At 53.2% G+C, this 26655-nt stretch carries 22 protein-coding genes and 3 pseudogenes; 5 read left to right on the plus strand and 20 right to left on the minus strand.

Annotated elements, in window-relative coordinates; translation table 11 throughout:
- Position 1: 1 nt before the first annotated feature.
- The 8 genes from rsxG to blr all read right to left on the minus strand — a co-directional run bounded on the left by rsxG (position 2) and on the right by blr (position 6196).
- Entirely contained in the window at positions 2-622 is a 621-nt protein-coding gene (gene rsxG, locus ACFK9X_RS11530) for an electron transport complex subunit RsxG (RefSeq protein ID WP_000920822.1), read from the minus strand.
- Between the two features lie 3 nt (positions 623-625).
- On the minus strand, positions 626-1684 hold the full coding sequence (gene rsxD, locus ACFK9X_RS11535; protein WP_000231960.1) for an electron transport complex subunit RsxD: 1059 nt from the start codon (positions 1682-1684) through the stop codon (positions 626-628).
- The gene (gene rsxC, locus ACFK9X_RS11540) at positions 1685-3799 is read right to left on the minus strand and encodes an electron transport complex subunit RsxC (protein WP_151116481.1); all 2115 of its coding nucleotides are present in this window, start codon (positions 3797-3799) and stop codon (positions 1685-1687) included.
- Positions 3792-4370: an electron transport complex subunit RsxB gene (gene rsxB, locus ACFK9X_RS11545; RefSeq protein ID WP_001092600.1), complete on the minus strand. Its 579-nt coding sequence runs from the start codon at positions 4368-4370 to the stop codon at positions 3792-3794. The genes rsxC and rsxB overlap by 8 nt, the downstream gene beginning before the upstream one ends.
- On the minus strand, positions 4370-4951 hold the full coding sequence (gene rsxA / locus ACFK9X_RS11550) for an electron transport complex subunit RsxA (RefSeq protein WP_000133179.1): 582 nt from the start codon (positions 4949-4951) through the stop codon (positions 4370-4372). The genes rsxB and rsxA overlap by 1 nt, the downstream gene beginning before the upstream one ends.
- Before the next feature lie 76 nt (positions 4952-5027).
- A complete protein-coding gene (locus ACFK9X_RS11555) occupies positions 5028-5468 on the minus strand; it encodes a DUF2569 domain-containing protein (protein WP_000214061.1) in 441 nt (146 codons plus the stop codon).
- A gap of 88 nt (positions 5469-5556) precedes the next feature.
- Positions 5557-5772, minus strand: coding sequence for a transcription modulator YdgT (gene ydgT / locus ACFK9X_RS11560; protein ID WP_000217946.1), 216 nt, complete (start codon positions 5770-5772; stop codon positions 5557-5559).
- 298 nt (positions 5773-6070) lie between these two features.
- Complete coding sequence (gene blr, locus ACFK9X_RS11565; protein WP_001708800.1) at positions 6071-6196, minus strand: division septum protein Blr; 126 nt, start codon at positions 6194-6196, stop codon at positions 6071-6073.
- Between the two features lie 207 nt (positions 6197-6403).
- Between blr and ACFK9X_RS11570 the strand changes: the two genes are divergently transcribed.
- Entirely contained in the window at positions 6404-7444 is a 1041-nt protein-coding gene (locus tag ACFK9X_RS11570) for an oxidoreductase (RefSeq protein WP_000998242.1), read from the plus strand.
- Positions 7445-7518: 74 nt separating this feature from the next.
- Here the strand turns inward: ACFK9X_RS11570 and add are convergent, their stop codons facing one another.
- Both add and ACFK9X_RS11580 read right to left on the minus strand, forming a co-directional pair.
- Entirely contained in the window at positions 7519-8520 is a 1002-nt protein-coding gene (add, locus tag ACFK9X_RS11575; protein ID WP_151116483.1) for an adenosine deaminase, read from the minus strand.
- A gap of 217 nt (positions 8521-8737) precedes the next feature.
- Positions 8738-9112, minus strand: a pseudogene (locus tag ACFK9X_RS11580) (aminotransferase class I/II-fold pyridoxal phosphate-dependent enzyme); the annotation flags it as partial.
- Between the two features lie 18 nt (positions 9113-9130).
- Between ACFK9X_RS11580 and malI the strand changes: the two are divergent.
- Positions 9131-9733: pseudogene (malI, locus tag ACFK9X_RS11585) on the plus strand (Mal regulon transcriptional regulator MalI); the annotation flags it as partial.
- A 57-nt stretch (positions 9734-9790) separates the two neighbouring features.
- On the opposite strand, the gene ACFK9X_RS11590 reads toward malI, so the two are convergent.
- Complete coding sequence (locus ACFK9X_RS11590) at positions 9791-11299, minus strand: YdgA family protein (protein WP_000753331.1); 1509 nt, start codon at positions 11297-11299, stop codon at positions 9791-9793.
- A gap of 102 nt (positions 11300-11401) precedes the next feature.
- Positions 11402-12577: a mannose-6-phosphate isomerase gene (gene manA, locus ACFK9X_RS11595; RefSeq protein ID WP_001170618.1), complete on the minus strand. Its 1176-nt coding sequence runs from the start codon at positions 12575-12577 to the stop codon at positions 11402-11404.
- 199 nt (positions 12578-12776) lie between these two features.
- Between manA and fumB the strand changes: the two genes are divergently transcribed.
- Together fumB and fumC are read left to right on the plus strand one after the other, a co-directional pair.
- Positions 12777-14423: a class I fumarate hydratase gene (gene fumB / locus ACFK9X_RS11600; RefSeq protein WP_151116485.1), complete on the plus strand. Its 1647-nt coding sequence runs from the start codon at positions 12777-12779 to the stop codon at positions 14421-14423.
- Between the two features lie 167 nt (positions 14424-14590).
- Positions 14591-15994: a class II fumarate hydratase gene (gene fumC, locus ACFK9X_RS11605; RefSeq protein ID WP_000259117.1), complete on the plus strand. Its 1404-nt coding sequence runs from the start codon at positions 14591-14593 to the stop codon at positions 15992-15994.
- Here the strand turns inward: fumC and tus are convergent.
- The 6 genes and pseudogenes from tus to rstA all read right to left on the minus strand — a co-directional run bounded on the left by tus (position 15991) and on the right by rstA (position 23364).
- On the minus strand, positions 15991-16920 hold the full coding sequence (gene tus, locus ACFK9X_RS11610) for a DNA replication terminus site-binding protein (RefSeq protein ID WP_000092489.1): 930 nt from the start codon (positions 16918-16920) through the stop codon (positions 15991-15993). The two genes, fumC and tus, sit on opposite strands and share 4 nt — an antisense overlap.
- Positions 16921-16995: 75 nt before the next feature.
- On the minus strand, positions 16996-18297 hold the full coding sequence (gene rstB, locus ACFK9X_RS11615) for a two-component system sensor histidine kinase RstB (protein WP_151116487.1): 1302 nt from the start codon (positions 18295-18297) through the stop codon (positions 16996-16998).
- A gap of 110 nt (positions 18298-18407) precedes the next feature.
- A pseudogene (locus ACFK9X_RS11620) lies at positions 18408-20086 on the minus strand (amidohydrolase).
- A gap of 236 nt (positions 20087-20322) precedes the next feature.
- On the minus strand, positions 20323-20781 hold the full coding sequence (gene tnpA / locus ACFK9X_RS11625; RefSeq protein ID WP_000502121.1) for an IS200/IS605-like element IS200F family transposase: 459 nt from the start codon (positions 20779-20781) through the stop codon (positions 20323-20325).
- A 190-nt stretch (positions 20782-20971) separates the two neighbouring features.
- Positions 20972-22153 (minus strand): porin OmpS2, encoded by a 1182-nt coding sequence (ompS2, locus tag ACFK9X_RS11630; protein ID WP_151116489.1) that lies wholly within the window; start codon positions 22151-22153, stop codon positions 20972-20974.
- Between the two features lie 479 nt (positions 22154-22632).
- Positions 22633-23364 carry a two-component system response regulator RstA gene (gene rstA, locus ACFK9X_RS11635; RefSeq protein ID WP_001080048.1) on the minus strand — a complete coding sequence of 244 codons (732 nt, stop codon included), beginning with the start codon at positions 23362-23364 and terminating at the stop codon, positions 22633-22635.
- Between the two features lie 126 nt (positions 23365-23490).
- Here rstA and ACFK9X_RS11640 point away from each other — a divergent pair, with 126 nt between their 5' ends.
- Positions 23491-23826, plus strand: a complete 336-nt coding sequence (locus ACFK9X_RS11640; protein ID WP_000524877.1) for a GlpM family protein — start codon at positions 23491-23493, stop codon at positions 23824-23826.
- 61 nt (positions 23827-23887) lie between these two features.
- Here ACFK9X_RS11640 and ACFK9X_RS11645 read toward each other — a convergent pair whose 3' ends face one another.
- Together ACFK9X_RS11645 and ydgH are read right to left on the minus strand one after the other, a co-directional pair.
- On the minus strand, positions 23888-25270 hold the full coding sequence (locus ACFK9X_RS11645) for an amino acid permease (RefSeq protein ID WP_151116491.1): 1383 nt from the start codon (positions 25268-25270) through the stop codon (positions 23888-23890).
- A 298-nt stretch (positions 25271-25568) separates the two neighbouring features.
- A complete protein-coding gene (gene ydgH, locus ACFK9X_RS11650) occupies positions 25569-26513 on the minus strand; it encodes a DUF1471 family protein YdgH (protein WP_151116493.1) in 945 nt (314 codons plus the stop codon).
- Between the last annotated feature and the right edge of the window lie 142 nt (positions 26514-26655).

The raw sequence follows: 26655 nt of genomic DNA on the forward strand, positions 1-26655 counted from the left end.
GCTATTCTCCACAGGCGGTTAAATGGGGGAGCTGAGCGGGCAGTGATTCGGCGTACAGCCCGGCGCGTTTAACCGCATTCACTACGGCACGCGGCGTTATTGTCGCCCCGGTAAATTGATCAAAATCACCGCCATCTTTTTTCACCGCCCAGTGCGTATCATTTTCACCGCTGATGGTTTTACCGCTAAAGTGGGTAATCCAGTCAGACAAACGGCGCTCAATTTTATCACCTAACCCTGGCGTCTCATGATGTTCCGTCACACGCGTCCCCAGGACGGTACCGTTGAAATCTGCGCCAACAATAAGCTGGATAGCGCCGGAATAGCCATCTGGGGCGGTGGCCTCAATGATGGCCGCTACGGGTTTATCATCCTTGCGAGCGATAAAAACACGGTGTGTGCCTTTGCCGAGGGCGGGCGCATCGACCAGATAACAACTCTCTTGCAGATTATTATTGTAACGATCTGGCGGCAATACCTGATCAAACAAGGCATGTTGTTGTTGCAGCGCTTGTTCGTGGATGGTTGATTTTGTCATCTGATTAATCACCGCGGTCAATCCCGTAGAGCCTGCGGCAAAAAGCGCCAGCGTAATACCGTGTTTACGAATCGTTTTCAGCATGGTTTATCCTTTGCGATGTCCATAGACGCGGGGGCGCGTGTAGTAGTCGATCAGAGGAACCGTGATATTCGCCAACAGGACAGCAAAAGCAACGCCGTCCGGGTAGCCGCCGAAGCTACGAATCAGCCACACTAATACCCCAGCCAGCGCGCCGAAAATTAAACGTCCACGGTTTGTCGTGGAGGCGGTAACCGGATCCGTTAAGATAAAAAATGCGCCCAGCATGGTGGCGCCTGACAGCAGATGAAGCTGCGGCGAGGCCAGCGTAGCGGGCGAGAAAAGCCAACCTAACGCGGCGCATAGCGCCAGCGTCAGCAGAAAACTGACCGGGATATGCCAGCGGATGGCTTTTTGCCACAGCAGGAATACGCCGCCGACAAGCCAGGCGAGGTTAACCCACTGCCAGCCCACGCCGGCCAGCGCGGCGCTGTATATCGGGTACTGCATAATTTGCTCAACGGAATGTCCGGCGCGCAAGGACGTTTTAAACGTATCCAGCGGCGTCGCCTGGCTGATACCGTCAATACCGATACGTAGCAGCGTCATATCGCCGCCGCTGGCGGTATGCCCGCTAAAAATCATCCGCAACGTGTCCAGCATATCGGGCGTTGTTGCGGCTATTTCATAAGGCGGCAACCAGCTTGTCATTTGTACCGGAAAGGAAATTAATAGCACCACGTAACCGATCATTGCCGGATTAAAGGGGTTTTGTCCCAGCCCGCCATATAACTGTTTGGCGATAATAATGGCGAATCCGGTTCCCAGCACGACCATCCACCAGGGCGCGAGCGGAGGGATGCTGACCGCCAGCAAAAGCCCCGTCAACAACGCGGAATAATCCTGCAGGTGACTGGCGACCGATTGTTTGCGCAGCCTGAGGACAATGGCTTCCGCGACGAGCGCTGTGATGGCTGCCAGAACGATCTGGAAAAGCGTTCCCCAACCAAAAAACCACGTCTGCGCGGCAATCCCCGGCAGAGCGGCGATTACTACCAGCAACATGATTCGCGATGTCTGGCGCTGGTTATGGGTATAAGGCGAGCTTGCGATTCTGAATACCATTTAGTCCTCGTTAACAACCTGCTGCTGTGCTGCTTTTTTTGCCTGAACGCGGGCGATAGCCGCAGCAACCGCGGCTTTACGCGGGTCGGCCGGTTCGGCAGGTTCGCTTCCGGTCTGCTGCTCCTGCTTACGGGCTTTGGCGCGGGCGATCGCCGCTTCCACCGCGGCTTTGCGCGGGTCGGCCGGTTCGACAGGTTCGCTTCCGGCCTGCTGCTCCTGCTTGCGGGCTTTGGCGCGGGCGATAGCCGCTTCCACCGCGGCTTTACGCGGATCGATCGGTTCGGCAGGTTCGCTTCCGGTCTGCTGCTCCTGCTTGCGGGCTTTGGCGCGGGCGATAGCCGCTTCCACCGCGGCTTTGCGCGGGTCGACCGCTTCGGCAGGTTCGCTTCCGGCCTGCTGCTCCTGTTTGCGGGCTTTGGCGCGGGCGATGGCCGCCTCCACTGCGGCTTTACGCGGGTCGTCGCCGGGTATCGCGCTGTCAGCCACCGGATGAGCGGCTTGTTTAGCGCGCGCTTGCGCTTTACGCGCTTCACGGGCCGCGATGACGGCGCTATTGTCTGGCAGACTACCCGCCTGAATAACCACCGGTTGCGTGGCCTGCGCCTGTTTCTCTTTTACCCGCGCCAGCGCAGCGGCAATGGCATCCTGATCTTTTGCCGCTGGTTGTACCGCTGCGCTCTTATGACGTGCAAGGCGGGCGGCTTTTTCGCGCTCCAGTCTTGCCTGACGAGCCTCAAAACGTGCTTTGGCTTCGGCGGCGCGTTTTTCTTCAAGCCTGATCGCATTAATCTCCGCTTTTTCCTGACGGAAATATTGGACGAGCGGAATATTACTGGGGCAGACCCAGGCGCAGGCGCCGCATTCTATACAATCAGCAATATGGTGAGCGGTAGCCTTGTCATGCTGCTGCCCTTTGCTGAACCAATAAAGCTGCTGCGGTAAAAGGTCGGCAGGGCAAGCGTCAGCGCAAGCGCTGCAACGAATACAGCTTTTCTCTTCCTGAGGCGCTCCCATTTCAGTCACGGATGGCGCCAGCAGGCAGTTGGTGATTTTTACGACAGGTACGTCAAGCCAGGGAAGGGTGAATCCCATCAACGGGCCGCCCATGATGACCATCTGGTCAGCAGAAGGGCAGAACCCGGCATCGTTAAGCAAATGACGAACGGGAGTGCCGAGCCGCGCCCAGACGTTACCCGGGCGGCTTACCGCTTCACCCGTTAAGGTGACGACGCGTTCTGTGATCGGTTCGCCGTCAATCACGGCGCGTTTAACGGCATACGCCGTACCGACGTTTTGCATCAGCACGCCAATATCAGAGGAGCGCCCGCCGTGGGGAACCTGTTTTCCCGTCAGTATTTGGGTGAGCTGTTTTGCGCCGCCGGAAGGGTATTTGGTTGGGATCACACGTAACGAAATATCGTGGGCGTCAGCCAGTACGGCGCGCAGCATGGAAATAGCCTGCGGTTTGTTATCTTCAATGCCGATTAATACCTCACGCGGTTGCAGAATATGCGCCAGGATGCGAATACCTTCCACAATCTGCGCGGCGCAGTCCTGCATCAAACGATCGTCCGCCGTAATGTAAGGTTCGCACTCTGCGGCATTGATAATAAGCGTGGTGATTTTATCGCCGCCGCCCTGCAATTTAACGCCGGTGGGAAACCCCGCGCCGCCAAGCCCGGCAACGCCATACTGATGAATGCGCTCAATGAGCGCCTCACGGCTGTGGGCGCGGTAATCAGACCAGCCCTCGCGTTCAATCCAGCGGTCCTCGCCGTCGGCATCAATGATGACGCTTAACTCCGCCAGCGCCGAAGGATGCGCCGTCGAGTAGGGCGCAATAGCGATAACTGTCCCGGAGGTGGGCGCGTGTACCGGCAGCATTCTCCCACGTCCACGGGTAAGCGCCTGGCCGCGTAGCACGCGATCGCCGACGCTAACGCACAGCTCGCCCTCAGCGCCAATGTGCTGTTTTAAGGGGATAACGAAGCGCGGCGCTAAAGGCACCTGGCGCAGCGGCGTGCCGTTTGACTGGGTCTTCATTTCGGGCGGATGAATACCACCGTCGAAATCCCAGATTTTATCTTTTCTGAAAGCGGAAAATAGTTTAAGCATGTTGTTCCACGGGAATGATGCGAACGGGAATGGTGTTCAAATCCCATTTCCAACTGTCGGGCGTCTCATTCACCGGACGTAATTCGATGCAGTGCGTCGGACACGGATCGACGCACAGATTACAGCCAGTACAGAGATCGCTCATGACCGTGTGCATGGCGCGCGTTGCGCCAACGATGGCGTCAACCGGGCAGGCCTGAATGCATTTTGTGCAGCCAATGCAGTTATTTTCATCAATAACTGCCAGCATACGTACTGGCGCGGCCTGCTGTTCTTCACCATCGCATGGCTGCGGCTCTACGTTTAGCAGCTCTGCCATTTTCAGCATGACGGCTTCGCCGCCGGGCGCGCAACGATTGATTTTCTCGCCCTGGAGGCCCACGGCTTCGGCGTAGGGGCGACAGCCGGGATAGCCGCACTGACCACACTGGCTCTGCGGCAAAATCGCATCGATTTTTTCAACAACCGGATCATCTTCAACCGCGAATCGGCGGGAGGCATAACCCAGAATGGCGCCGAACACCAGGCCCAGAAGGGTCAGGGCGCCAACGGCAATCCAGATAGTATTCATTACAACTTCACCAAACCACTAAAGCCCATAAAGGCCAAAGACATTAATCCTGCGGTAATCAATGCTATCGCGTTACCACGAAAAGGGGCGGGCACATCCGCCACGGCAAGGCGTTCGCGGATGGCGGCAAACAGAACCATCACTAATGAAAAACCGACGGCGGCGGAAAATCCGTACAGCGCCGACTGAAGAAAGTGATGACCGAGATTAATATTCAGTAACGCTACGCCCAGAACCGCACAGTTAGTGGTAATCAGTGGTAAGAAGATGCCTAACAAGCGGTATAACGCCGGGCTGGTTTTCCGTACAACCATTTCGGTAAATTGCACGACCACAGCAATGACGAGGATAAAGGCCAGCGTCCGCAGATAAATCAGATCCAGCGGAATAAGTATCCAGGTGTCGATAAGCCAGGCGCATATCGACGCCAGCGTCATGACAAAGGTCGTCGCGAGGCCCATCCCCATGGCGGTTTCCAGTTTTTTGGATACGCCCATAAAGGGACAAAGGCCCAGGAATTTGACCAGTACAAAGTTATTGACCAGTACAGTTCCGACAAAGAGCAGCAGGTAATCAGTCATGTTTCGGCCTGAAATAAAAAAGCCGCCTATTATCTGTCAAACTACCACAGGCGACAACAGGTTAACTGTAGGGTTATTACGGATTAACAAACGTTGTTTTAACGCGCGCTGAACGTTTGAGATAAGGCACAATGAGCGCCGTCGCCAACAGTGGGAAGAGTAACTGACGCACGGCAAAGGCATCTGAGACGGGCGAAAAGGCAAATGCTTTAACCGCCAGTAACACCGACACCAGCAGCCAGATAATGTAATGCTTCGGCACGCAGCGTCTGCGCTTGAAGAATGCGATCGTCAACCACAGGGTATAGTACCACATGGCGATAGCGGTAATAAATGAAATGCCCCATAGCAGTAAATTACCGGTTTCCTGTCCGCTAAGCGTCTTGAACGTTTGCGGTGTGGCAAGCGCCATAACGTAGAGTAATAACGCCAGCGAGGCGCTCAACAACGCGACTAACAGCCAGGCTAACGGGCCAAGAAGCCAGCCTCCAATTCGTTGTGGCGGTGTTGTAGTCATATCTTCTCCGGGGTTACGCGCATTAACGGTCATGCCGCTCATTTTGGGGCAAATATTATAAGGTTTTTGATGTTAAACGCTACTTTCTTTATTGCACATAGCGCCAGACGGATTGCGGAACCTGACCTACATCAAACAGGCGTCCTCCGGAAACCAGTTCGGCACGGCGGTGATCTGCAGCGCGATACATATTAACAATGTCCATGTCATCAGTAAGGGTATAGTTAAGGTGGTCGAACAGTTTTTCCAGACTTTCGAGCGAACTAATTTTGCGGAATTTTAATAGATAATCCTGAACAGTCATATAAAGTTGATCCATATTAAATATAATGCCAACGGAGTAGTCACTGATAAAAAATAAACAAAACCGCACCAGTGAGAGGTCAGGGGGGCAGGTAAAAAGGGAATATTCTTACCGGTAAAGAGTCAGGCGCCAAATGGCGCCTGGGGCGAAAGGTTAACGCGCTTTCCTACAACAGGCAATAAACGTCAGACCAGATAGGACATACTTTCGTTTTTTTTGCCGGTTTTTGACTTTTCTTTGCACCCCCCGGGGCGCCGCTTACCGTGCCACGCGAAAATGCCTTTACATTATCTGACGCTTACTTCTTCTGAACGGAAGCCGTGGGCTCTGGTGGTTGGTAATTGTCAATATGGTTGGCAATACCTAAAAGAATGACTGAGATAACGAGAACTATCCACCCAGTTAATTCAATAAGACGATTCATTATTGACGACATTTGCTTTGATTTATCCATAAACACAGGGGGTAAATGTTACTTTCCTGGCGAACGGTCGGCAAGAGGGAGGGAAACGTTTTCAGCCTCTGTTCTGTAACAAGTTAATCATTTGATGCTACGTTGATGGTCAGGACGCTATTGCGGCTAATCGCACGATGGTGTGGAATAGCGATATCTAAAACCGGAGGCAGTGAGATGAATGACAAAATCCGCGTTGGGTTAATCGGTTATGGCTACGCCAGTAAAACCTTTCATGCGCCCTTAATTATGGGAACGCCAGGGCTAGAGCTTGCGGCGGTATCCAGCAGCGATGAAACAAAAGTGAAAGCAGATTGGCCGGCGGTTTCCGTGGTCTCTGAGCCCCGACATTTATTTAACGATCCGCATATCGACCTGATCGTGATCCCGACGCCCAACGATACCCATTTCCCGCTGGCGAAAGCTGCGCTGGAAGCCGGTAAGCATGTGGTGGTTGATAAACCCTTTACCGTGACACTGTCACAGGCGCGAGAATTGGATGCGCTTGCGCGGAGTACTGGCCGGGTACTTTCCGTCTTCCACAACCGACGCTGGGACAGCGATTTTTTGACGCTGAAAGCCTTGCTGGCGGATGGCGTGCTCGGCGAGGTGTCCTTGTTTGAATCCCACTTTGATCGCTTCCGTCCCCAGGTGCGCGACCGCTGGCGCGAGCAAGGCGGGCCGGGAAGTGGTATCTGGTACGATCTGGCGCCGCACTTGTTGGATCAGGCCATTCAGCTTTTTGGCCTGCCGGTCAGCATGACGGTGGATTTAGCGCAACTGCGTCCGGGCGCGCAATCTACAGATTATTTCCACGCGATTTTATCCTACCCCCAGCGCCGCGTGATTTTGCACGGTACGATGCTGGCCGCGGCGGAATCCGCGCGATACATCGTTCATGGTTCGCGCGGTAGCTATGTAAAATATGGCCTCGATCCCCAGGAAGAACGGTTAAAAAACGGCGAGCGTTTACCGCAGGAAGACTGGGGATATGACATGCGTGACGGCGTATTGACCCTGGTTGAGGGAGAGACGCGCAAAGAAGAGAACTGGCTTACGTTGCCGGGTAACTATCCGGCATATTATGCCGCCATCCGCGATGCGTTAAACGGTAACGGTGAAAATCCCGTGCCGGCAAGCCAGGCGATTCAAATTATGGAGTTGATTGAACTGGGCATGGAATCGGCAAAACATCGCGCGACGCTGTGTCTTGCCTGAGATGTCGCATTTCTCCGCCTGGGATAGCATTAAATCGCAGGCGGAGAGAGGGCGTTAGCATCAATAAAGCAATCTTACGCCGCGGCCACTTTTTCGCGCAGCGCACGTTTTTCGCCATCGCTCAAAAAGGCGATTTCCAGACCGTTAATCTGGGCCTGGCGAATCTGTTCGCGGCTCAATCCTGCCGCTGGCGCGGCAACGTGATATTCATGGATAATATCTACGCCCTGAACAGCCGGATCGTCCGTATTAAGACTGGCGAGAACGCCATGCTCAAGGAAGGTTTTGAGCGGATGATCTGCCAGCGATGCGACGGTACTGGTTTGAATATTCGAGGTCAGACAGGATTCAATACCGATACGCTGCTGTGCAAGAAAATCCATTAACGTGCGATCTTCGACAGCTTTTACGCCATGTCCGATACGTTCGGCCCCCAGTTCGCGAATCGCCTGCCAGATACTTTCTGGCCCTGCGGCTTCGCCTGCGTGAACGGTAATATGCCAGCCCGCATCGCGCGCCCGATTAAAGTGCGACAAAAACAGACTGCCGGGAAAGCCCAGCTCATCACCGGCTAAATCCAGCGCGGTGATTTTTTCTCTGTGCGCCAGCAGCGCATCAAGCTCCTGTAAACATGCCGCCTCGCCGAAGGTACGGCTCATAATGCCAATGAGTCGTGCCTCGACGCCAAACGTGTTACAGCCGTCGCGTACACCGTCGATAACGGCTTCAACCACGCCTGCGATCGGTAACTGATGCGCCATCGCCATATAGCCAGGCGAAAAGCGAAGCTCGACGTAATGCAGGCCGTTACGTGCCGCATCTTCAATATTTTCAAAGGCCACACGGCGGCAGGCGTCAAGCGATGCCAGGACTTTTACCCCCCAATCGAGCTTAGTGAGAAAGCTTACTAAATCGGGTTCGGTTGAGGTGACCTGGACATGCGGAATCAGCGTTTCCAGCGTTTGGGCGGGAAGGGCGATGTTGAACTGCCGACCAAGATCCAGAATTGTTTGGGCGCGAATGTTGCCATCAAGGTGGCGGTGGATGTCAGTCAAAGGAAGCGTAATATCAATCATGGGCGCACTCAATTTTTAATAAAAGTGCGCACCATTATACTACAGATTGATAATGCTCTGGAAATTTTGCAAAAACGGAGTCATTACGTTGCAACTTCGCGAGAGCGCGGGAGAAATTTTGTATCATTCTCTTTAACGCGCCCCCAGTCAGCTCACGGGGGCCGTCTCTGTTATCGCCTCTCAGGATAAAGGGTCAACCCCCCGCTTGTAGACAGTATCAGCGAACGGTGCGGATAGCGTTAATCAATCCGTTGACGCCTTTTTCAAGTTTCAGGCGAGGGCATCCGGCATTCAGACGCACAAATCCCCGGCCTTCTGCGCCATAGGTATCGCCGGGCATAATGGCGACTTTCTCCTGATGAATGAGCGTGTGCTGTAATTTTTGATCGTCAATGCCGAGTGGACGGAGATCAATCCAGGCCAGATAGGTCGATGGCGGCGCTTGCCAGTTCAACGTCGGAAAGGCGCCATTCAGCGCCTGCTCAATATAGCGCATATTAGCCGCCAGCGAGGCGCGTAACGCATCCAGCCACGGCGCGCCGTGCTGATACGCGGCAATATGCGCCGTGAGCGAGAGCACCGCTGGCGAAGAAGAGCGCAGGCCGACGCACAAGGTATTCCTGTCGTGTTTGCGTCACGCGCCAGCTATCTTGATGATGCGGATACCGTTCGGCCTGACAACATGCAGGCGGCGCAACTCCTGACGGAGTACCTTATTCGTCAGGGCCATCAGCGCATCGCCTGGCTGGGAGGACAAAGCGCATCTTTAACCCGCGCGGAGCGCGTGGGCGGCTATTGCGCGACGTTGTTAAAATACGGTCTACCGTTTCACAGCGAGTGGGTCGTGGAATGCGCTTCCAGTCAGAAACAGGCAGCAGAAAGCATTACCGCGCTGTTGCGATACAATCCGACCATTAGCGCTGTCGTTTGTTACAACGAAACCATTGCGATGGGGGCGTGGTTTGGACTGCTGAGAGCCGGACGACAGAGTGGCGAGAGCGGTGTCGATCGTTATTTCGAGCAGCAGGTGTCGCTGGCGGCGTTTGCTGATGTGGCGGAGAACGCCCTCGACGACCTGCCGATTATCTGGGCCAGTACGCCGGCGCGAGAAATAGGCTATACCCTGGCCGAACGAATATTGCAGCGTATTGCTCACGACGAGCACCATGTGCGGAGTCAAACGATAGCCGCTCGCCTGGTAACGCAAAAGTAGAGGCTGCGCGTCGTTCGGCGCAGACCGGGTGCAGCGTCGCGACACCCGGCAAGGCGATTATTGTTGAGGCAGCGCCGGAACGTCCGGTACGGAAAGCGCCGGCATCCCAAACAGGCCGACAAAGTCTTCCAACGGCATTTTTTGTCCGTTGAGCGTGATCTGGCCATTGGCGTACTGCAAACTGGAGGCGATAGTATTATCCTTCAGCGTTGTCAGTCGGAACATCTGACCCATTGCGGACAGCCCCTGCACCTGCTGTTTTGCCAGTTTTTCCGCATCATCCTGCTGATAGCCTTCCAGCTTTGCTATCTGCGTCATAAACTCGACCGCCATGTCCATCGGAATTGCCAGTTTCGCATCCAGCGATTTCACGGAGCGGTCGACTTCCTGCGCCAGCGTTTGCGGTTGTGCCGTTGTGGTTGCCGGATCTTTGAGGAACAGCGACAGATTCAGCGTGGTTTCCCCTTTGGCGTTTTTCCAGCTAAGCGGCGCCAGAGTCAGTACCGGATCGCCTTTTAACAGCACGGGGAGAGCGCTAAAGAACGCTTCAGTGACTTTTTGCTGATAAAGCTCAGGATTCTGCGCCACGTCCGGCTGATTCAGCAGCGCCTGCGTTTGTGCATGATATTGCTGACTAAACTGGTGCCAGGCTTCGCCGTCGATTTGACCGACTTTCAGCGTTAATTTACCGCTGCCCAAATCCTGATTCTGCACTTTCAGGCTGTTAAGCGAGTAATCCAACTGGCTGTTAATGGTTTTTCCGTCGTTGACGAGATCGGACTTGCCGGCAATTTCCATCCCTTCCAGCACCGCCATCTCTTTACCCTCAATGGCGATGGACAGTTTATCCAGCGTTAACTTTTGGTCGCCCACACGTTCGCCAAAGCTTGCCAGTTTACTGGTACCGTCGGTTTTCAAATTATTAAAGGTGAGTTGGACCTTCTGGTTATATTCGTTAACGGCATCGACCAGGCCGCTCTGCGCTTCGCCCGACAGCGAAACCACATTACCGTCTTTATCGGCGTTAAGCTGGAACTCGCCACCGCTAAAGGCGACCTTTTCACCGGCATTCTCGTAGTTTAACGGCTTGAGAGAGATATCGGAGCGGGTATCGCCGCCATAACCAATGCGGGTATTGATAACAAAGGGCGCGTCGCCTTTCGCGATATCAAAGAGGGGTTTTGCCGCATCGTTATTCACCAGGGTGGTTTTTACCGACGCCATAGAAGGGATCAGATTGAGCGTTTTGAGCTGGGCGAGCGGGAAGGGGCCATGTGAAACGGACTCGTCCAGCACAATGCTTTGCCCGGGTTTCAACCAGGTAGTGTCTGCGCCGGCAACCGGTTTGACAACCAGTTGCAGATGGCTACTGAACACGCCACGCTGGTAGTTTTGATAACTTAATTCGACACCGGCCTCCGGCGCAGTACGCTTGAGCTGTTCATTGGCCTGAGTCACCATTTCTGCAAGATGGTTCTCCAGCTTTTTCCCCGTATACCAGGCGCCGCCTGTCCAGACGATGCCAAGTGCAATCACTACACCTGCAGCTACCAGTGTTTTTTTCATATCAATTGTCCATAAAAATGAAACCAGGCGGATTAAACCGCCTGGAGGAGTTTTACGTCTGTTATAAGCTTAGCAAGAGTTGTTAAAAAATTCAGTACGTTGCTACAGCTTGTTATAAACACGCGCTAAACGGCCCGTGCCGCTGGCGTTAACCGGAGACTCATCCGCGCCGATAAAGGCAGATTCACCCGGCTTCAGTACCAGACGCTGTTCATCTTTACGTAACACCGCCTCACCCTCAACGCAGAACAGAATCGCGGCGCTGTGTTGGCCGATGCTCGTCTCCTGAAGCGCCAGGTCGTGCAGTGAAAAAGCAAAATCGTCAACCGGAATTGGGAAGTCCAGCTCCGCGCCGCTTTTTACCGGGGCAGTCAGTAACTCGCCAGCAGGCTTAGGTTCGAACTTCACGTTCGCGACCAGCTCAGGGATGTCGATATATTTTGGCGTAAGGCCAGCGCGCAGAACGTTATCGGAGTTTGCCATGACTTCCAGCGCAACGCCCTGCAGATAAGCATGAGGCGTTTCGGCAAACAGGAACATCGCCTCGCCGGGATTCAGTTTGACCACATTCAGCAACAAAGGAGAGAAAAGCCCGCTGTCGTCAGGATAATACTCTGAAATCACGCGGATCGTTTGCCACGGTTCGCCTTGCTGGCTGTTAAGCGCCGCTTTGAGTACGGCTAACGCGCGGGATTTTTCTTCGCCTTGCATATTCAACAGGCTGGCGAAAAGCTGGCTCAGACGTTCAGCATTCGGCGCCTGCAAAAAGTGGGCGATAGCGGAATGCGCGCCGGCGATAGGTTGCAGTAAAGAGACAATGTCAGAAAATTCGCGGAACGCGTTCATCGCCAGGAAAGGCGTCAGGGCAAAAACCAGCTCTGGTTTATGGTTAGGATCTTTATAGTTCCGCTCTGCGGCATCCATGGGGATACCCGCCGCATTTTCTTTCGCGAAACCGATTTCGGAATTGCGCTTATTCGGGTGCACCTGAATAGAGAGCGGCTGCGCGGCGCACAGTACTTTAAACAGAAACGGCAGTTCGCCGAAACGGTTGGCTACCGCTTCGCCCAGCATGGCGGTTTTATTCTTTTCGATGGCGTCACGCAGGGAGACGGTTTCGCCGTTGGCGGTGGTGATTCGCGAGCTGCTTTTGGGATGCGCGCCCATCCAGAGTTCAGCCATTGGCTGCTGCTGCGGATTGGCGATGCCATAAAGTTCCGTTAACGCAGTTTTACTTCCCCAGGCATAGTTTTGCACTGAGTTAATGAGTTTTTGCATTATCAAGCCCTGTTTCAATGTGGAGATCAATGGGAGGTATTAAACCAAGAAACCCGCATGAAGTAACCTCCGGGCGTAAAAAGTCGTACTTGTCTCAGTTTTTGTTAAAAAATTGTGTAGGATAGTGTTACTCGCTTTGAGTCGGGCAATGGAACACCTGCCCAGAGAATAACCATACCGAGCGGTAAGTGAGAGCACAATGTCAAACAAACCCTTCTTTTATCAAGACCCTTTTCCCCTCAAAAAGGACGATACCGAGTACTACTTGTTGACCAGCGAACATGTTTCCGTCGCCGAATTCGAAGGACAAGAGATCCTGAAAGTCGCGCCGGAAGCGCTAACGTTGTTGGCGCGTCAGGCCTTCCACGATGCGTCTTTTATGTTACGTCCCGCGCATCAGCAGCAGGTGGCGGATATTCTGCGCGATCCGCAGGCCAGTGAAAACGACAAATATGTCGCGCTGCAATTCCTGCGAAACTCCGATATCGCGGCCAAGGGCGTGTTGCCCACCTGCCAGGATACCGGTACGGCCATTATTGTCGGCAAAAAAGGCCAACGCGTCTGGACTTGCGGAGGTGATGAAGCGGCGCTGGCTCGCGGCGTATATAATACCTATATCGAAGATAACCTGCGCTATTCACAGAACGCGGCGCTGGATATGTACAAAGAGGTCAATACCGGTACTAACCTGCCGGCGCAGATCGATCTCTACAGCGTCGATGGCGATGAATATAAATTCCTCTGTATCGCTAAAGGCGGCGGATCGGCGAATAAAACCTACCTCTATCAGGAGACAAAAGCGCTTCTGACGCCGGGTAAGCTCAAAAATTATCTCGTCGATAAGATGCGTACGCTGGGCACCGCCGCCTGTCCGCCGTATCACATTGCGTTTGTCATTGGCGGCACCTCGGCGGAAGCGAACCTGAAGACCGTTAAGCTGGCCTCGGCAAAATACTATGATGCGCTACCGACCGAAGGCAATGAACACGGGCAGGCCTTCCGCGATATTGAGCTGGAAAAAGAATTGTTGCTTGAGGCGCAAAATCTTGGCTTAGGCGCGCAGTTCGGCGGCAAGTATTTCGCTCACGATATTCGTGTCATCCGATTGCCGCGCCACGGGGCATCGTGTCCGGTAGGTATGGGCGTGTCCTGCTCCGCGGATCGAAACATTAAAGCGAAGATCAACCGGGACGGGATCTGGATCGAGAAGCTGGAGCGCAATCCCGGTAAATATATTCCAGAGGCGCTGCGCCAGGCGGGAGAGGGCGAGGCGGTGCGCGTTGATCTTAACCGTCCCATGAGCGAGATACTGCAACAACTGTCGCAGTATCCGGTATCAACGCGCCTGTCGCTGAACGGCACGATTATTGTGGGCCGCGACATCGCGCACGCTAAACTGAAAGAACGGATGGACAGAGGCGAAGGTTTGCCGCAGTACATCAAAGATCATCCTATCTATTATGCGGGGCCGGCAAAAACGCCGGAAGGGTATGCCTCCGGGTCGCTTGGGCCGACTACCGCAGGACGAATGGACTCTTATGTTGATCAGCTCCAGTCGCAGGGCGGCAGTATGATCATGCTGGCGAAAGGCAACCGCAGCCAGCAGGTGACCGATGCCTGTAAGAAACATGGCGGCTTCTACCTGGGCAGTATCGGCGGCCCGGCAGCCGTTCTGGCGCAGGGTAGTATCAAGCGCCTGGAGTGCGTGGAATATCCTGAACTGGGTATGGAGGCTATCTGGAAAATTGAAGTGGAGGATTTTCCGGCCTTCATTCTGGTGGATGATAAAGGCAACGATTTCTTCCAGCAGATTCAGTCATCGCAGTGCGCGCGCTGCGTTAAGTAATGTCGCCGCCCTGCGGGGCGGTAACATGATTCGCTATTTTGCCGGAGAACGGCGCAAGCGCCTTATCCGGTCTACACCGTTGTGTTGTTATCGTTAATACTCATAAGACCGCAAACATGTGAGCAATGTCGACACATGATCTCATCAACTTGAGTAAGGAGCAGGTAATGGTAACGGTACGCCGCGAGAAAGATTCAATGGGCGCGATTGAAGTCCCGGCAGATAAACTGTGGGGGGCGCAGACTCAACGTTCGCTGGAGCATTTTCGGATTTCCACGGAGAAAATGCCCGTCTCGCTCATTCACGCTCTGGCGTTGACCAAGCGCGCCGCTGCGAAGGTCAACCAGGACTTAGGGTTGTTGGCGGCGGAAAAAGCCAGCGCGATTATCCAGGCGGCTGATGAAGTGCTGGCGGGAAAACATGCTGATGAGTTTCCGCTGGCGATTTGGCAGACCGGCTCCGGTACGCAAAGCAACATGAATATGAATGAAGTGTTAGCGAACCGCGCCAGTGAAATTTTGGGCGGCGTTCGCGGTATGGAACGCAAGGTGCATCCCAATGATGACGTCAATAAGAGTCAAAGCTCAAACGATGTTTTCCCAACCGCCATGCACGTGGCGGCGTTACTGGCGTTACGCGAACACCTTATCCCGCAATTATCCGCATTAACGGATACGCTTCGCGATAAATCCCACGCTTTCGCCGATATTGTCAAAATTGGCCGTACTCACCTGCAGGACGCGACGCCGCTCACCTTAGGCCAGGAGATTTCCGGTTGGGTAGCCATGCTGGAACATAACCTCAGACACATTGAGCACAGTTTACCGCACGTCGCGGAACTGGCGCTCGGCGGAACCGCAGTAGGGACAGGGCTTAATACCCACCCGGAATATGCCCGGCGCGTGGCCGAGGAACTGGCGACGATTACCGCAGCGCCGTTTGTTACCGCCCCGAATAAATTCGAAGCGCTGGCGACCTGTGACGCGTTGGTACAGGCGCATGGCGCATTAAAAGGACTGGCGGCCTCGCTGATGAAAATCGCCAACGATGTTCGCTGGCTGGCGTCCGGCCCGCGCTGCGGCATTGGCGAGATTGCTATCCCGGAGAATGAGCCAGGCAGTTCCATTATGCCTGGTAAAGTGAATCCGACCCAGTGTGAAGCGGTAACGATGCTATGTTGCCAGGTGATGGGTAACGATGTGGCCATCAATATGGGGGGCGCATCGGGCAACTTTGAGCTCAACGTCTATCGTCCGATGGTTATTCATAATTTTCTGCAAACGGTGCGCCTGCTGGCCGATGGCATGGCGAGTTTCAATCAACACTGTGCGTCAGGAATCGAGCCAAACCGCGAGCGTATTACGCAGTTGCTGAATGAGTCGCTGATGCTGGTCACTGCGCTCAATACGCACATCGGTTACGATAAAGCGGCGGAGATTGCGAAGAAGGCGCATAAAGAAGGGCTGACGCTCAAAGCCTCAGCCGTGGCATTAGGATACCTTAGCGACGAGGAGTTCGACGCCTGGGTACGTCCGGAGTTGATGGTTGGCAGTATGACGCCGGGACGTTAATCCGCCACATACAGGTGCAGTCGCGGAATAATCAGTCGCAGCGGCTGCGCCTGTGGTTTAAAACGGTGCTGAATATTGTCGGCGTCATAGTTTTCCAGCCCGCCAATATCCGGCACGCCAGCGCCGTTGTCCGTGTTGATTAATGCGATAATCGGCGTGGGGCAGGCGTGTTGCACCTGTTTTTGCTGGCCTTTATACCAGATGCGGGCGATCGGCTGTACTTTAACCGGACGCTTAATCTTGAGTCGGGCCTGCTGCGGTAAGGCAGCGATATCCTGATATTCCCGTTCCAGCTTGAATTGCCATTGTTCGCGCGTCCACGGCGGGACGCTGCGCGGCGACGCGAGGCTTTTTTTCAACTGGCTCAGAACCTCATCCCGGCTTAAATTTTTAATAATATGTTTATTTGCCCAGCCGAAACGTATGGTGGCGGGGTTATTGATAAGCGTCAGCGTGCGGTAAGCGTTCAGCGTAATTAAGCCGGGTAGATGCCGATGCACCCACTCAAAACGTGCCGCTGAGGGAAGACCGGACTCTACCGTAACCATCTGCTCGAAGGTGGTTTTCAACTGGTTAATGCGCTGTATCTGATTTTCCAGATCTAACTGTGTCGCATTATCCACTTGATAGCATAAGACGCCAGGCAGGCGGACGGCGGCTTTACTGCTGCGGTTTTCGGACTGCTGTTGAATAAACAAATGGCGATAGTGACGTAGCGCCAGCGCTTCGGCCTCTTTCCCCAGATGTTGCGTTACCTCGATAGTATCCAGCGGCGCATGTTCCGCCTCTTTGGTCACCTGCGGCAGTGAAAAGACACGGGCGATAAGTAGCGAATGCTGCTGTAGATTATCCGTCAGCGCCGCCAGGTGTTGTTCTATCTGGCGAAAAGTGCCATTCAGGCGTTCAACGAGATCGTAGCGGGACATGGTATCACTCACTTTAGTTACAACATACTATCTGTATAGCACAGTTCCCGCCGCTCAACCAGCGTGCAAAATGCGTCAGGCAGCGGTCATGTCGGGCATCGCGTGCCAGACCGGCCAGCGAAAGCTAAATTTTGCGCCGCCCAGTTCGCTCTCGTCACAGACGACGCTACCGCCCATCGCCAGTGCGATAGAGTGTACGATGGCGAGTCCAAGCCCGCAGCCGCCTGTCGCCCGGTCTCTACTGGGGTCGAGTCTGACAAAAGGTTCAAATACGCGCTCTCGCGCATCCGCTTCAATGCCGGGGCCATCATCTTCGACTATCAACGTTGCCTGACTGCCGTCGAGTAACAGACTGACCTGAACGGTGGTATGACTGTAGCGCAACGCATTATTCAGCAGGTTATCCAGCACTCGCGACATTAACCGCATATCAAGCGCGCCATAATCGCCGATTACACATGTGACAAGGTTTACGGCACGTTCCGGGGTCACGATCTGCACATCCTGCAAATGCGCGAGCAACCAGGCGGGGAGGTCGGGTTCGGTCAACATCAGTTCATTTTGTGGTCGGTCAAGGCGCGCATAGGTGAGCAGTTCTTCAATCAGCGCTTCCAGTTGACCAATATCGCGATTGAGCGCCTGTGATTCCGGCGGTGTCAGATTTTCACTCATTTCAAGCCGATAGCGTAAACGTACCAGCGGCGTGCGAAGCTCATGGGCGATACCGTCAATCAGCTGTTTTTTACTGGCGATCAGGGCATTAATGTTATCCGCCATCTGGTTGAACGCGACGCCCAGACGTTCGAAACTGGAGCCATTATCGAAGTGCAGGCGTTCAGTCAAATGACCCTCGCCAAAGCGCTGCGCGGCGGATTCGAGCCTGAGCATTTCTTGCCAGTGCGGGCGCATCCAGATAAACACAGGAAAGGCGAGAGAAAAGGCAATGAGCGCCATTAAGGCGATATCCAGCAGTCGCATTTGATGCAGGAAATAGAGATAGGGAACCGGGCCAACCGCCAGGACGTAATGGCTGCGCGGGATACGCTGAATAAAGGTGTATTGATCGTCAAGCGCGACAATATCGCCTTCACGCAGTCGCTGCGTGGTGGCGGCATCAAGCTTATAGTGATTTAACGGTTCAACGCGTAAATCGAAAGAGAGGTTCAGGTCCATCTCTTTTAACGTTTTCCCCCATTCACGCGGCGGAATTTCCCGCAGTTCGCTGCGCATCAGATAGAGCGAACTTTTCATCAGATCGTCGAGCGATTGCCTGCCCGCGCGTTCGGCGGTGAATTTGTACACCAGTCCGACCAATAAGGTCATGACCAGAAAACAGACGAACAGCAAAAGGTAAAACTGCACAAACAGCTTTTTCATCAACGCCCACCGGATCTCAATACATTAGCTCTATCGTGCGCTGACGAAAAAGATTTCCCGTCAGCGCCGCTGGTGGGTTATAAAAGCAGGCTTTGCGTCAACTGACAACCTCATTGTCCGGCGTTAAGGTCCGGACTTTCGTGAACAATGCGTCCATCGACAAGCGTCAAAACAGCGCGAATGGTATCAATTCTGTCTTCCGGCATCGTCATAAATGGCTGATTGAGTACCGCCAGATCGGCCTGTTTTCCGACGCTAAGCTGGCCCCGGTGTTGTTCGGCAAAGGCGAGCCAGGCGGCATGACGTGTATATAACGCTAGCGCTTCCAGACGCGTGAGCCGCTCGCTGGCGGGTTTACGCACGGAACCGCCTGACGCTATACCGGTGATATGATATTCGATAGCGTGCCAGACACCGGCAATGCCAATACGCGTCGAATCGGTACCGCCAGCCACGACAAGCCCTTTATCCAGCGCCAGTCGAACCGGCGGCGAATTGTCCGTCGCGCCGGGTGGATTGGCGTCACGGATGGCAAGCCCCTCAAAGTAAGGCCCCATTTGCACAGTGTATGCCAGACCCAGCTTACGCATTCGCTCAAGCGTCTGTGGCGAACCGGTATTCAGATGCGCAATAGACCAACGGAGAGGGCGCAGATCGTACTGCTGCGCTACCTGCTCAAAAATCGTCAATATCGCGTCGGCGCTATCATCGGTATAGGCGTGGATCTCAAGCGGTATTCCCCGTTTTGCCGCAAATGTCGCGACCTGGCGAAGCGCAGTTTTGTCCTGCTCTGAGGAAGAAAACCCTGGGGCCATCCGCACGCCGTCATTCATTCCGGCCACCAGGCTTTCCCCAGGCCAAGAAAAGCCAGTTGCCCGTCATCGGCACGCGCCGGGCGAAAGGCCATCAGGTTGCTGAACCACTGCGCTTCATGACCTTTCGCTTCTGGCTGTACCGGAATGCGATACCCCACGCGCAGCGGTAAATCCCCCTGGTTTCGCATTGCAAATAAAGGCTCATAAGCGGCGGCAGGCCCGGCAGAGGGGTCAATGATGCCGGTCACGCCGCGAGCGTTCATATCAGCGAAAAATTGCCGCAGACCACCCTCACGATCGGCGTTACTACTTATGCTGGCAAAAAGCTGGTTAAACGCGGCGATGTCACCAAATAATTTCCCCGTGGCGCTACCTTTTGCGTCGCGCTCTACGCGGATTCCCGCTAAATCAGGAGGAGGGGTGTTGTTAAGGCCAAGTACGTCTATACCGCGCTGATTCACTAACGCATAGTCGTAAAGATACTGAATATAAGCCGGATGATCGGGAAGGGCGTGGCTCAATTCGGCTACCGTCGGCGCCCGGTTTTCTGCAAATTGCGCCGGTATCCACGATCCCACTACGGCTACCCATTGATCGTGGGGACGACGGTTAGCGTCGGCGCGTAATTTATCCAGCGCGTCTTTAAGCGAAGGGCTGTCGTACCAGTAGGTTTCGAATGTCCAGGTTTGTCCGCCGCGAATGGCGTGGATGTGAGTATCGGTCAGGCCGGGTATCACGGTTTTACCCTGTAAATCGATGGTACGGGTATGGTCGCCGCGCCATTCATTTGTCGCCGTATCATCGCCAATCGCCACAATCCGCGAGCCGGAAATCGCCAGCGCGCTGGCCTGCGGCTGGGCATCATTCAGAGTGATGATATTACCGTTATGCAAAATAATATCCGCTGCCGGGCGGGCGGCGGTGGCTGCGCCTGTGGCCGTGAGCAGAAAGAGAAGCGCGGTTCTGGAAAGCAGAGACGGGACTGATCATTAGCATGTTCCTTTTGTCGGGCGATAAGCAAACCATAGAGAGCGAACAAGAATTGTTCAATCTGTGCCCAGGGAACAGTGCGTTCTGTTTTTAGAACGGTGGTGATGAAAAAATAAATATCCTCCGGCATAGCCGGAGGTTTTTCAGATGCGCCTGTAAGGCTCTCTTACCAGCCGCGCCCTAACAGGCGCATACGATCTGACATTTGCATCAAACTTCGTTACTTACGGCCCGTAAACGGGCTGCCCGGATAAGGGATCGATAATTGCTCACCCATTTTATCCTCTTCAAGCTGGTGCTTTATGTATTCCCGTATCTTCGCCGTGTTCTTACCCACCGTATCGACATAGTACCCTCTGCACCAGAACTCCCTGTTCCTGTATTTGAATTTTAGATCCCCAAACTGCTCGTAAAGCATCAGACTACTTTTACCCTTCAGATATCCCATGAAGCTCGACACACTCATCTTCGGCGGGATCTCCAGAAGCATGTGAATATGATCTGCACAACATTCCGCTTCCAGGATTCGTACGTTTTTCCATTCACACAATTTTCTTAATATGCTGCCTACTGCCCTACGCTTCTCTCCATAGAACGCTTGTCTTCGGTATTTGGGCGCGAAAACTATGTGATATTTACAGTTCCATCGGGTGTGCGCTAAGCTCTTTTCGTCCCCCATTGGGACCCCCTTTTGATTTCTTGTTGAACTTTTGCAGTTGCCAGACCGCAAGATGTTTTAACAAATCAAAAGGGGTTTTAATAACTGGCTTAAAGCTGAAAGCTTTCCGGAACCCCCAGCCTAGCTGGGGGTTTTCCATAGACAAGAAAAGCCCGCCGAAACGGCGGGCTTGAGAAGAATTAATGAATCATTAGAACTGGTAAACCATACCCAGCGCGACGATATCATCAGTGCTGATACCGGCATCTTTATAGAACGGGTCGTCGTCATCCAGCAGGTTGATTTTATAATCAACATAGGTGGAGAAGTTTTTGTTGAAATAGTAGGTAGCACCTACATCAGCATATTTAACCAGGTCTTTATCATCGCCATTAACGTTGTTATAGGTCAGATCTTTACCTTTAGACATCAGGAAAGAAACCGCCGGGCGCAGACCGAAATCAAATTGATATTGGGCTGTAACTTCGAAGTTTTGCGTTTTGTTTGCTACGCCGCCATCATAACCCTTGTCCGTTTTACCATAAGGCGTCATATTACGGGTTTCAGAATACATAGTCGCTAAATAGATGTTGTTGGCATCATATTTCAAGCCAGCTGTCCATGCATCCGCTTTGTCGCCGCCAGCAATCGTGCGGCCAGCAATCGTGCGGCCAGCAATCGTGCTGCTAGCATTGACTTGCTCATTAGTACGATCGGAAGTGGTATACGCAGCGCCTGCGCTGAAGCCCATGCCAATATCATAGGTAGTAGAAATACCGAAGCCATCACCGTTATCGTAACGAATATCGTCGCCATTATTACGGTTATTGGTACCGATATTTACATCGTCAGCGCTTTGGCTTTCATTTTTACCCTGATATTGCAACGCGAAGTTCAGACCGTCTACCAGACCGAAGAAATCAGTGTCACGGTAGGTGGCCACGCCGTTAGCACGACCGGTCATGAAGTTGTCAGCGTAAGTGTAGGAGTCGCCGCCGAACTCAGGCAGCATATCGGTCCAGCCTTCTACGTCGTACAGGACGCCGTAGTTACGACCATAGTCGAATGAGCCGTAGTCGCCGAATTTCAGGCCGGCGAATGCCAGACGAGTCCAGGAATTAGCACCTTCGCCTTCGGTAGTGTTAGCCTGAACGTTATATTCCCACTGGCCGTAACCGGTCAGTTGGTCGTTAATCTGCGTTTCGCCTTTAAAGCCGACACGCATATAGGTCTGATCGCCATCTTTAGAAGAGTCATCAGAGAAATAGTGCAGGCCGTCTACTTTCCCGTAAAGGTCCAGTTTGTTGCCGTCTTTGTTATAAATTTCAGCGGCGTGTGCTGCGCCAGCAGCCAGCAGAGCCGGGATGACAAGTGCCAATACTTTTCTTTTCATTTTTTTATCCTTAAAAACTTAACTTATTTGCAAAAGATTGAACTTCTACAGATTCGTTGAATCAAAGGCATCCTAATCTGAATAATATTATTTCAGCAAATGCTAACTTTTCTTATATGTTATTAATTAATACAAAAGTTACTATCGGAAACGCATATATTTATGGTGAATATATTTGTTATTATATATTCATGGTTGTGATTTGTTTTATTTCACAATTTGCGAAAAAAGATGGCAATATAGCGGCGGGCAGACATTCTGTTATCAATTTTGTGAACTGGCTTCGAGTTTTTTTAATTTAATTTTTTTGGGCGAAGAAGACGTAATGAAGAACCGCAACGCAGAGAAAACGGTAATAAAGGGGCCGTTTCGACTAATAAAAATAGCATCCATGTATACAATGTCTGTTTTTTGAACAGTGGCGGTGATGAGCATCGCCACTATGACTTGATAAAGGCAGGTAAAATCTGTCGGCTAACTTATCCCGTCGTTTCGTCCCAGGCATGAGGGGCAAAAAGATAGCCTTTATTGCGAATGGTCTTTATACGATAGGGCTCAGCAGCGCTATCCAGCAGTTTCTTACGCAGGCGGGAAATCGCCACATCCACGCTGCGATCCAGACCATCATAATTGACGCCGCGCAGCGTTTTTAGCAACGCGTCGCGATCCATAATTTGTCCGGCGTGTGTCGCCAGTTCCCAGAGCAATTCAAAATCGGCGGTGGAGAGCGATATGAAATCGCCATTGAGCTGGACCGCCCGGTTAAGGGGATCGATGGTTAACGCGCCAAAACGCAGCGCTTTATGCGGCGTAAGCGCGCTCTCCTGAAGACTTTTTGCCTGTTGCGTTTGTTCGCTTTGCCGCAGGTGTAAGCGCAGACGCGCCAGCAAAACGGCCGGAGGCGTGGTTTTGAGGATGTAGTCGCAGGCGCCCATCTCCAGCGCCAGAATATGATTCATATCACTGTCCAGCGAGGTGAGCAGGACAATCGGGCCTTGCCAGCGGTGGCGTAAATCGCGGCATATCGTCATGCCATCTTTACCTGGAAGCATAATATCCAGTAAAACCAGATCGGGCTGAGTGGTGAGGATAAGATCCTCCGCCCGGTCACCACGCGGCTCAACAATGACATCAATATCATGTTTCGCCAGATAAGCGGCAATGAGAGAACCCACTTCAGCGTCATCTTCAACAAATACAATGCGGTTCATATTATAAATGGAGAATAGAAAACGCCAACATACACCGCCTCTGTTTTCCCTTCCATAAATATTTTCTAAACGAGAGCGGTTCCGTTATGCTACACGCTGTTGTTATTAGCATGTTAAGGCAAGGTAATGGGACTCGTGATTAAAGCTGCCCTGGGGGCGCTGGTCGTCGTATTGATTGGTCTGCTGTCAAAAACAAAAAATTATTATATCGCCGGATTAATTCCTCTGTTTCCAACGTTTGCGCTTATCGCGCACTATATCGTGGCCAGCGAGCGGGGCATCGACGCGATGCGTACCACCATCGTCTTTAGCATGTGGTCGATCATTCCTTATTTCATTTATCTTGCAACGCTATGGTATTTCAGCGGCGTGATGCGCCTGCCCGTCGCGCTTGGCGGTGCGGTGGTCTGCTGGGGGCTAAGCGCGTGGCTGCTGATTTTTTGCTGGATTAAATGGCATTAATATTGGCAAAGACCGTGGTTTCCCCATCGTAATACAGACGGATATTACGATGGGGAGGTTGTCAACCCACCAGCATCCACGTAGCCGGAACCGCCGCGACCAGCAATAAACCAATCAGCACGACTTCCTGACGATTTAACACGTTGTCATGCTTGTGCGTCCGACGCGCATACAGGAAAACCAGTAATCCAGGTGCGTACAGCAAGACGGACAGCAGCAGGTGCATGGGACCCGACGCGTATAACAACCATAAGCCATAAATACAGGCTCCGATACCGACCGCCCGATGGAGGGGACGTGTTGCAATCTTCAGCAGAAATGCGCCGACCAGAAAGTAGGGCACCAGAATCATTTCTGACGCAATCGTCAATAGCGTGTTGTAGTCCGAACCGGTCAGCCAGATCAGCACCAGAGAGATTTGCACACAGATATTGGTGAGCCATAACGATGCAGAAGGCGCGCCTTGCGCATTTTGTCGCGCGAAGATGCCCGGGAAGGATTTATAGGCTGCCGCCAGAAATGGCACCTCCGCCGCCATGATAGTCCAGCTTAGATAAGCCCCGCAGACAGACACAATCAGTCCCGCTGCAATAATAATTTCTCCCCACGGCCCCATCATTTTCACCATCAGACCGGCCATCGACGGGTTGCGCATCTCCGCCAGTTCCGGACGCGCAAGAACGCCAAGAGAAAGCAGCGTGACCAGGAGATATATTCCCAGCGCTGCGAGGACCGCCAGTAGCGTGGCGCGGCCTACATCGCGTTTATTTTTCGCTCGGGCCGAGACGACGACGGCGCCTTCAACGCCAATAAACACCCACAGCGTAATAAGCATGGTGTTCTTGACCTGTTCCCATACGGGAATACCGAGTTCAACACCAGTGAAGTCCAGTGTGAAGGTATCCAGTTTGAACATCATGATAGCCAGCACAATAAACGCGCCGAGCGGCAACAGTTTCGCCAGAGTCGCGACCAGATTGATGCTGGCTGCCGTTTGTACGCCGCGCAGGATGAGGAAATGGACAATCCAGAGCAGGACTGAAGCGCCGACAATAGCCTGCCAGGTATTACCGTCGCCAAACAGACGCAGCGCAGGCGTATCGGTAAAGAAACTCAGCGCTGAAAAAACGATAACCAAATAGGATACGTTGGCGATGACCGCGCACAGCCAATAGCCCCAGGCAGAACAAAAGCCAATCAGTTCGCCGAAGCCTTCGCGGGCGTAAGTAAAGATGCCGCCGTCAAGCTCGGAGCGAATGCGCGTGAGGATTAACATGGCGAATGCCAGTAAGAGTATCCCCACGCCGGTAATGGCCCAGCCAATTAACAACGCAGCCGGACTGGCAACGGCGGCCATATTCTGGGGCAGGCTGAAAACACCTGCGCCAAGCATTGAGCTTAAAACCAGCGCGGTCAGCGCGCTCAGTCCCAGTTTTTTTTCCATTGGTATCCAGCTATAAAAATGAAATTGGGAGAATAATTATTATGGCAAAACGCATAAAAATGGTGAAAGCCACTAAGGCGCGGGATTTTACGGAGAGAAGGGACCGCATGCAACGGCCTGGATAAGATTTATCGCCAAAAAAGCGAAAAGTGAGATTCATCGCGATATTTGACGGAACTGGCATCCCGCGAGAAAGTGCCGGATGGCGGCTTATCAGGCCTGCCGTTGAACGATCGTGTAGGCCTGATAAGGCAGGTATGCCGCCATCCGGCGAGAAAGCCTGATGGCGACGCGCGCCTTATTTATAGAGGTCGGCGCTGATGGTGATGTTATTGCCGCGCTCCTGCCACTGACGCGTAATATGATAATACTTAGCGCCTTTCTTCGCCGCGCGTTTGGCGACCTGGTAGGAGATTTCCGTCATATTGCCGTAGTTGCCGGTGAACTTAACGCTGTCGAAAGGCACCATCATTGCAGCCGTCGCTTTATTCAGCTCCTCAACTTTTGTGCCATCCGGAAGTGTGACAGTGTAACGCCCACCTTTGGAGGATTGCGTTTCGAAGAAACGGCCTACTTCGGCGCTCGGCGAGGCTGACGTGGCGACGCCTGGAATTTCGACTTTCTTCGCAGCTTCGCCGCCCTGAGCCAGCGCGGCGCGGCCAGCTTCAGAGTCTGCCGGAATAGCGTCCGGGCTCTGGACGATGCGTTTTTTCGCATCTTGTTTATAGATAAATGCAGTGATGCGCTGGTTTCCGCCCTGATTCGCATCTATCTGACGAACAATATAGAAAGCATATGCGCCTTTTTGTTTCGCCGCTTTCGTAATGGCATCGTTAACTTCCGGCTGGCTACGGTAGAAGCCCTGAACGGTGACGGTGTCATACGGTTCTAATTGTACGGCCTGGTCTTTCGGTAATTCCACGATGCCATTAATGACACGATTTTTGGGCGCGTCGGCTTTCGGCGCGTCGGCTTTATACACGTCCGCCACAACACGCCAGTTACCACTGTTGCCGAACTCCGAGGTGTCGACAACATAGAAGGAGGCTGCGCCTTCTTTATCTGCGCGGCGGGACACGGCGGAGACCGCATCGCCAATAGAATTAAAACGACCGGTAATAACGATGCGGTCATAAGGTTTTAGTGCAGCCGCTTGCTCCGGCGTCAGTTCTGTTGCTGCATGGACAGAAAAAGCAGCCGCAGAAAGCAGAGCCGACGCCAGGAGAGTGTTCTTAAGCTTCATAAAAATAATCCTTCGCCTTGCGCAAACCAGGTACTGGTATTGTTATTGACTAGAAACGTGGCTGATTATTGCATTTAAACCATATGGATGTCTGCGGGATTTTTCACGCATCGTGTCATGTATCCTATCTTTGATGATAACA

It is taken from the genome of Salmonella sp. WC3 (assembly GCF_042932255.1).
Taxonomy (GTDB): domain Bacteria; phylum Pseudomonadota; class Gammaproteobacteria; order Enterobacterales; family Enterobacteriaceae; genus Salmonella; species Salmonella enterica.

Excerpts from the sequence above, each read along its gene's own strand:
- rsxG (WP_000920822.1), bottom strand. The coding sequence starts at position 622 with ATGCTGAAAACGATTCGTAAACACGGTATTACGCTGGCGCTTTTTGCC.
- rsxD (WP_000231960.1), bottom strand. The coding sequence starts at position 1,684 with ATGGTATTCAGAATCGCAAGCTCGCCTTATACCCATAACCAGCGCCAG.
- rsxC (WP_151116481.1), bottom strand. The coding sequence starts at position 3,799 with ATGCTTAAACTATTTTCCGCTTTCAGAAAAGATAAAATCTGGGATTTC.
- rsxB (WP_001092600.1), bottom strand. The coding sequence starts at position 4,370 with ATGAATACTATCTGGATTGCCGTTGGCGCCCTGACCCTTCTGGGCCTG.
- rsxA (WP_000133179.1), bottom strand. The coding sequence starts at position 4,951 with ATGACTGATTACCTGCTGCTCTTTGTCGGAACTGTACTGGTCAATAAC.
- ACFK9X_RS11555 (WP_000214061.1), bottom strand. The coding sequence starts at position 5,468 with ATGACTACAACACCGCCACAACGAATTGGAGGCTGGCTTCTTGGCCCG.
- ydgT (WP_000217946.1), bottom strand. The coding sequence starts at position 5,772 with ATGACTGTTCAGGATTATCTATTAAAATTCCGCAAAATTAGTTCGCTC.
- blr (WP_001708800.1), bottom strand. The coding sequence starts at position 6,196 with ATGAATCGTCTTATTGAATTAACTGGGTGGATAGTTCTCGTTATCTCA.
- ACFK9X_RS11570 (WP_000998242.1), top strand. The coding sequence starts at position 6,404 with ATGAATGACAAAATCCGCGTTGGGTTAATCGGTTATGGCTACGCCAGT.
- add (WP_151116483.1), bottom strand. The coding sequence starts at position 8,520 with ATGATTGATATTACGCTTCCTTTGACTGACATCCACCGCCACCTTGAT.
- ACFK9X_RS11590 (WP_000753331.1), bottom strand. The coding sequence starts at position 11,299 with ATGAAAAAAACACTGGTAGCTGCAGGTGTAGTGATTGCACTTGGCATC.
- manA (WP_001170618.1), bottom strand. The coding sequence starts at position 12,577 with ATGCAAAAACTCATTAACTCAGTGCAAAACTATGCCTGGGGAAGTAAA.
- fumB (WP_151116485.1), top strand. The coding sequence starts at position 12,777 with ATGTCAAACAAACCCTTCTTTTATCAAGACCCTTTTCCCCTCAAAAAG.
- fumC (WP_000259117.1), top strand. The coding sequence starts at position 14,591 with ATGGTAACGGTACGCCGCGAGAAAGATTCAATGGGCGCGATTGAAGTC.
- tus (WP_000092489.1), bottom strand. The coding sequence starts at position 16,920 with ATGTCCCGCTACGATCTCGTTGAACGCCTGAATGGCACTTTTCGCCAG.
- rstB (WP_151116487.1), bottom strand. The coding sequence starts at position 18,297 with ATGAAAAAGCTGTTTGTGCAGTTTTACCTTTTGCTGTTCGTCTGTTTT.
- tnpA (WP_000502121.1), bottom strand. The coding sequence starts at position 20,781 with ATGGGGGACGAAAAGAGCTTAGCGCACACCCGATGGAACTGTAAATAT.
- ompS2 (WP_151116489.1), bottom strand. The coding sequence starts at position 22,153 with ATGAAAAGAAAAGTATTGGCACTTGTCATCCCGGCTCTGCTGGCTGCT.
- rstA (WP_001080048.1), bottom strand. The coding sequence starts at position 23,364 with ATGAACCGCATTGTATTTGTTGAAGATGACGCTGAAGTGGGTTCTCTC.
- ACFK9X_RS11640 (WP_000524877.1), top strand. The coding sequence starts at position 23,491 with ATGGGACTCGTGATTAAAGCTGCCCTGGGGGCGCTGGTCGTCGTATTG.
- ACFK9X_RS11645 (WP_151116491.1), bottom strand. The coding sequence starts at position 25,270 with ATGGAAAAAAAACTGGGACTGAGCGCGCTGACCGCGCTGGTTTTAAGC.
- ydgH (WP_151116493.1), bottom strand. The coding sequence starts at position 26,513 with ATGAAGCTTAAGAACACTCTCCTGGCGTCGGCTCTGCTTTCTGCGGCT.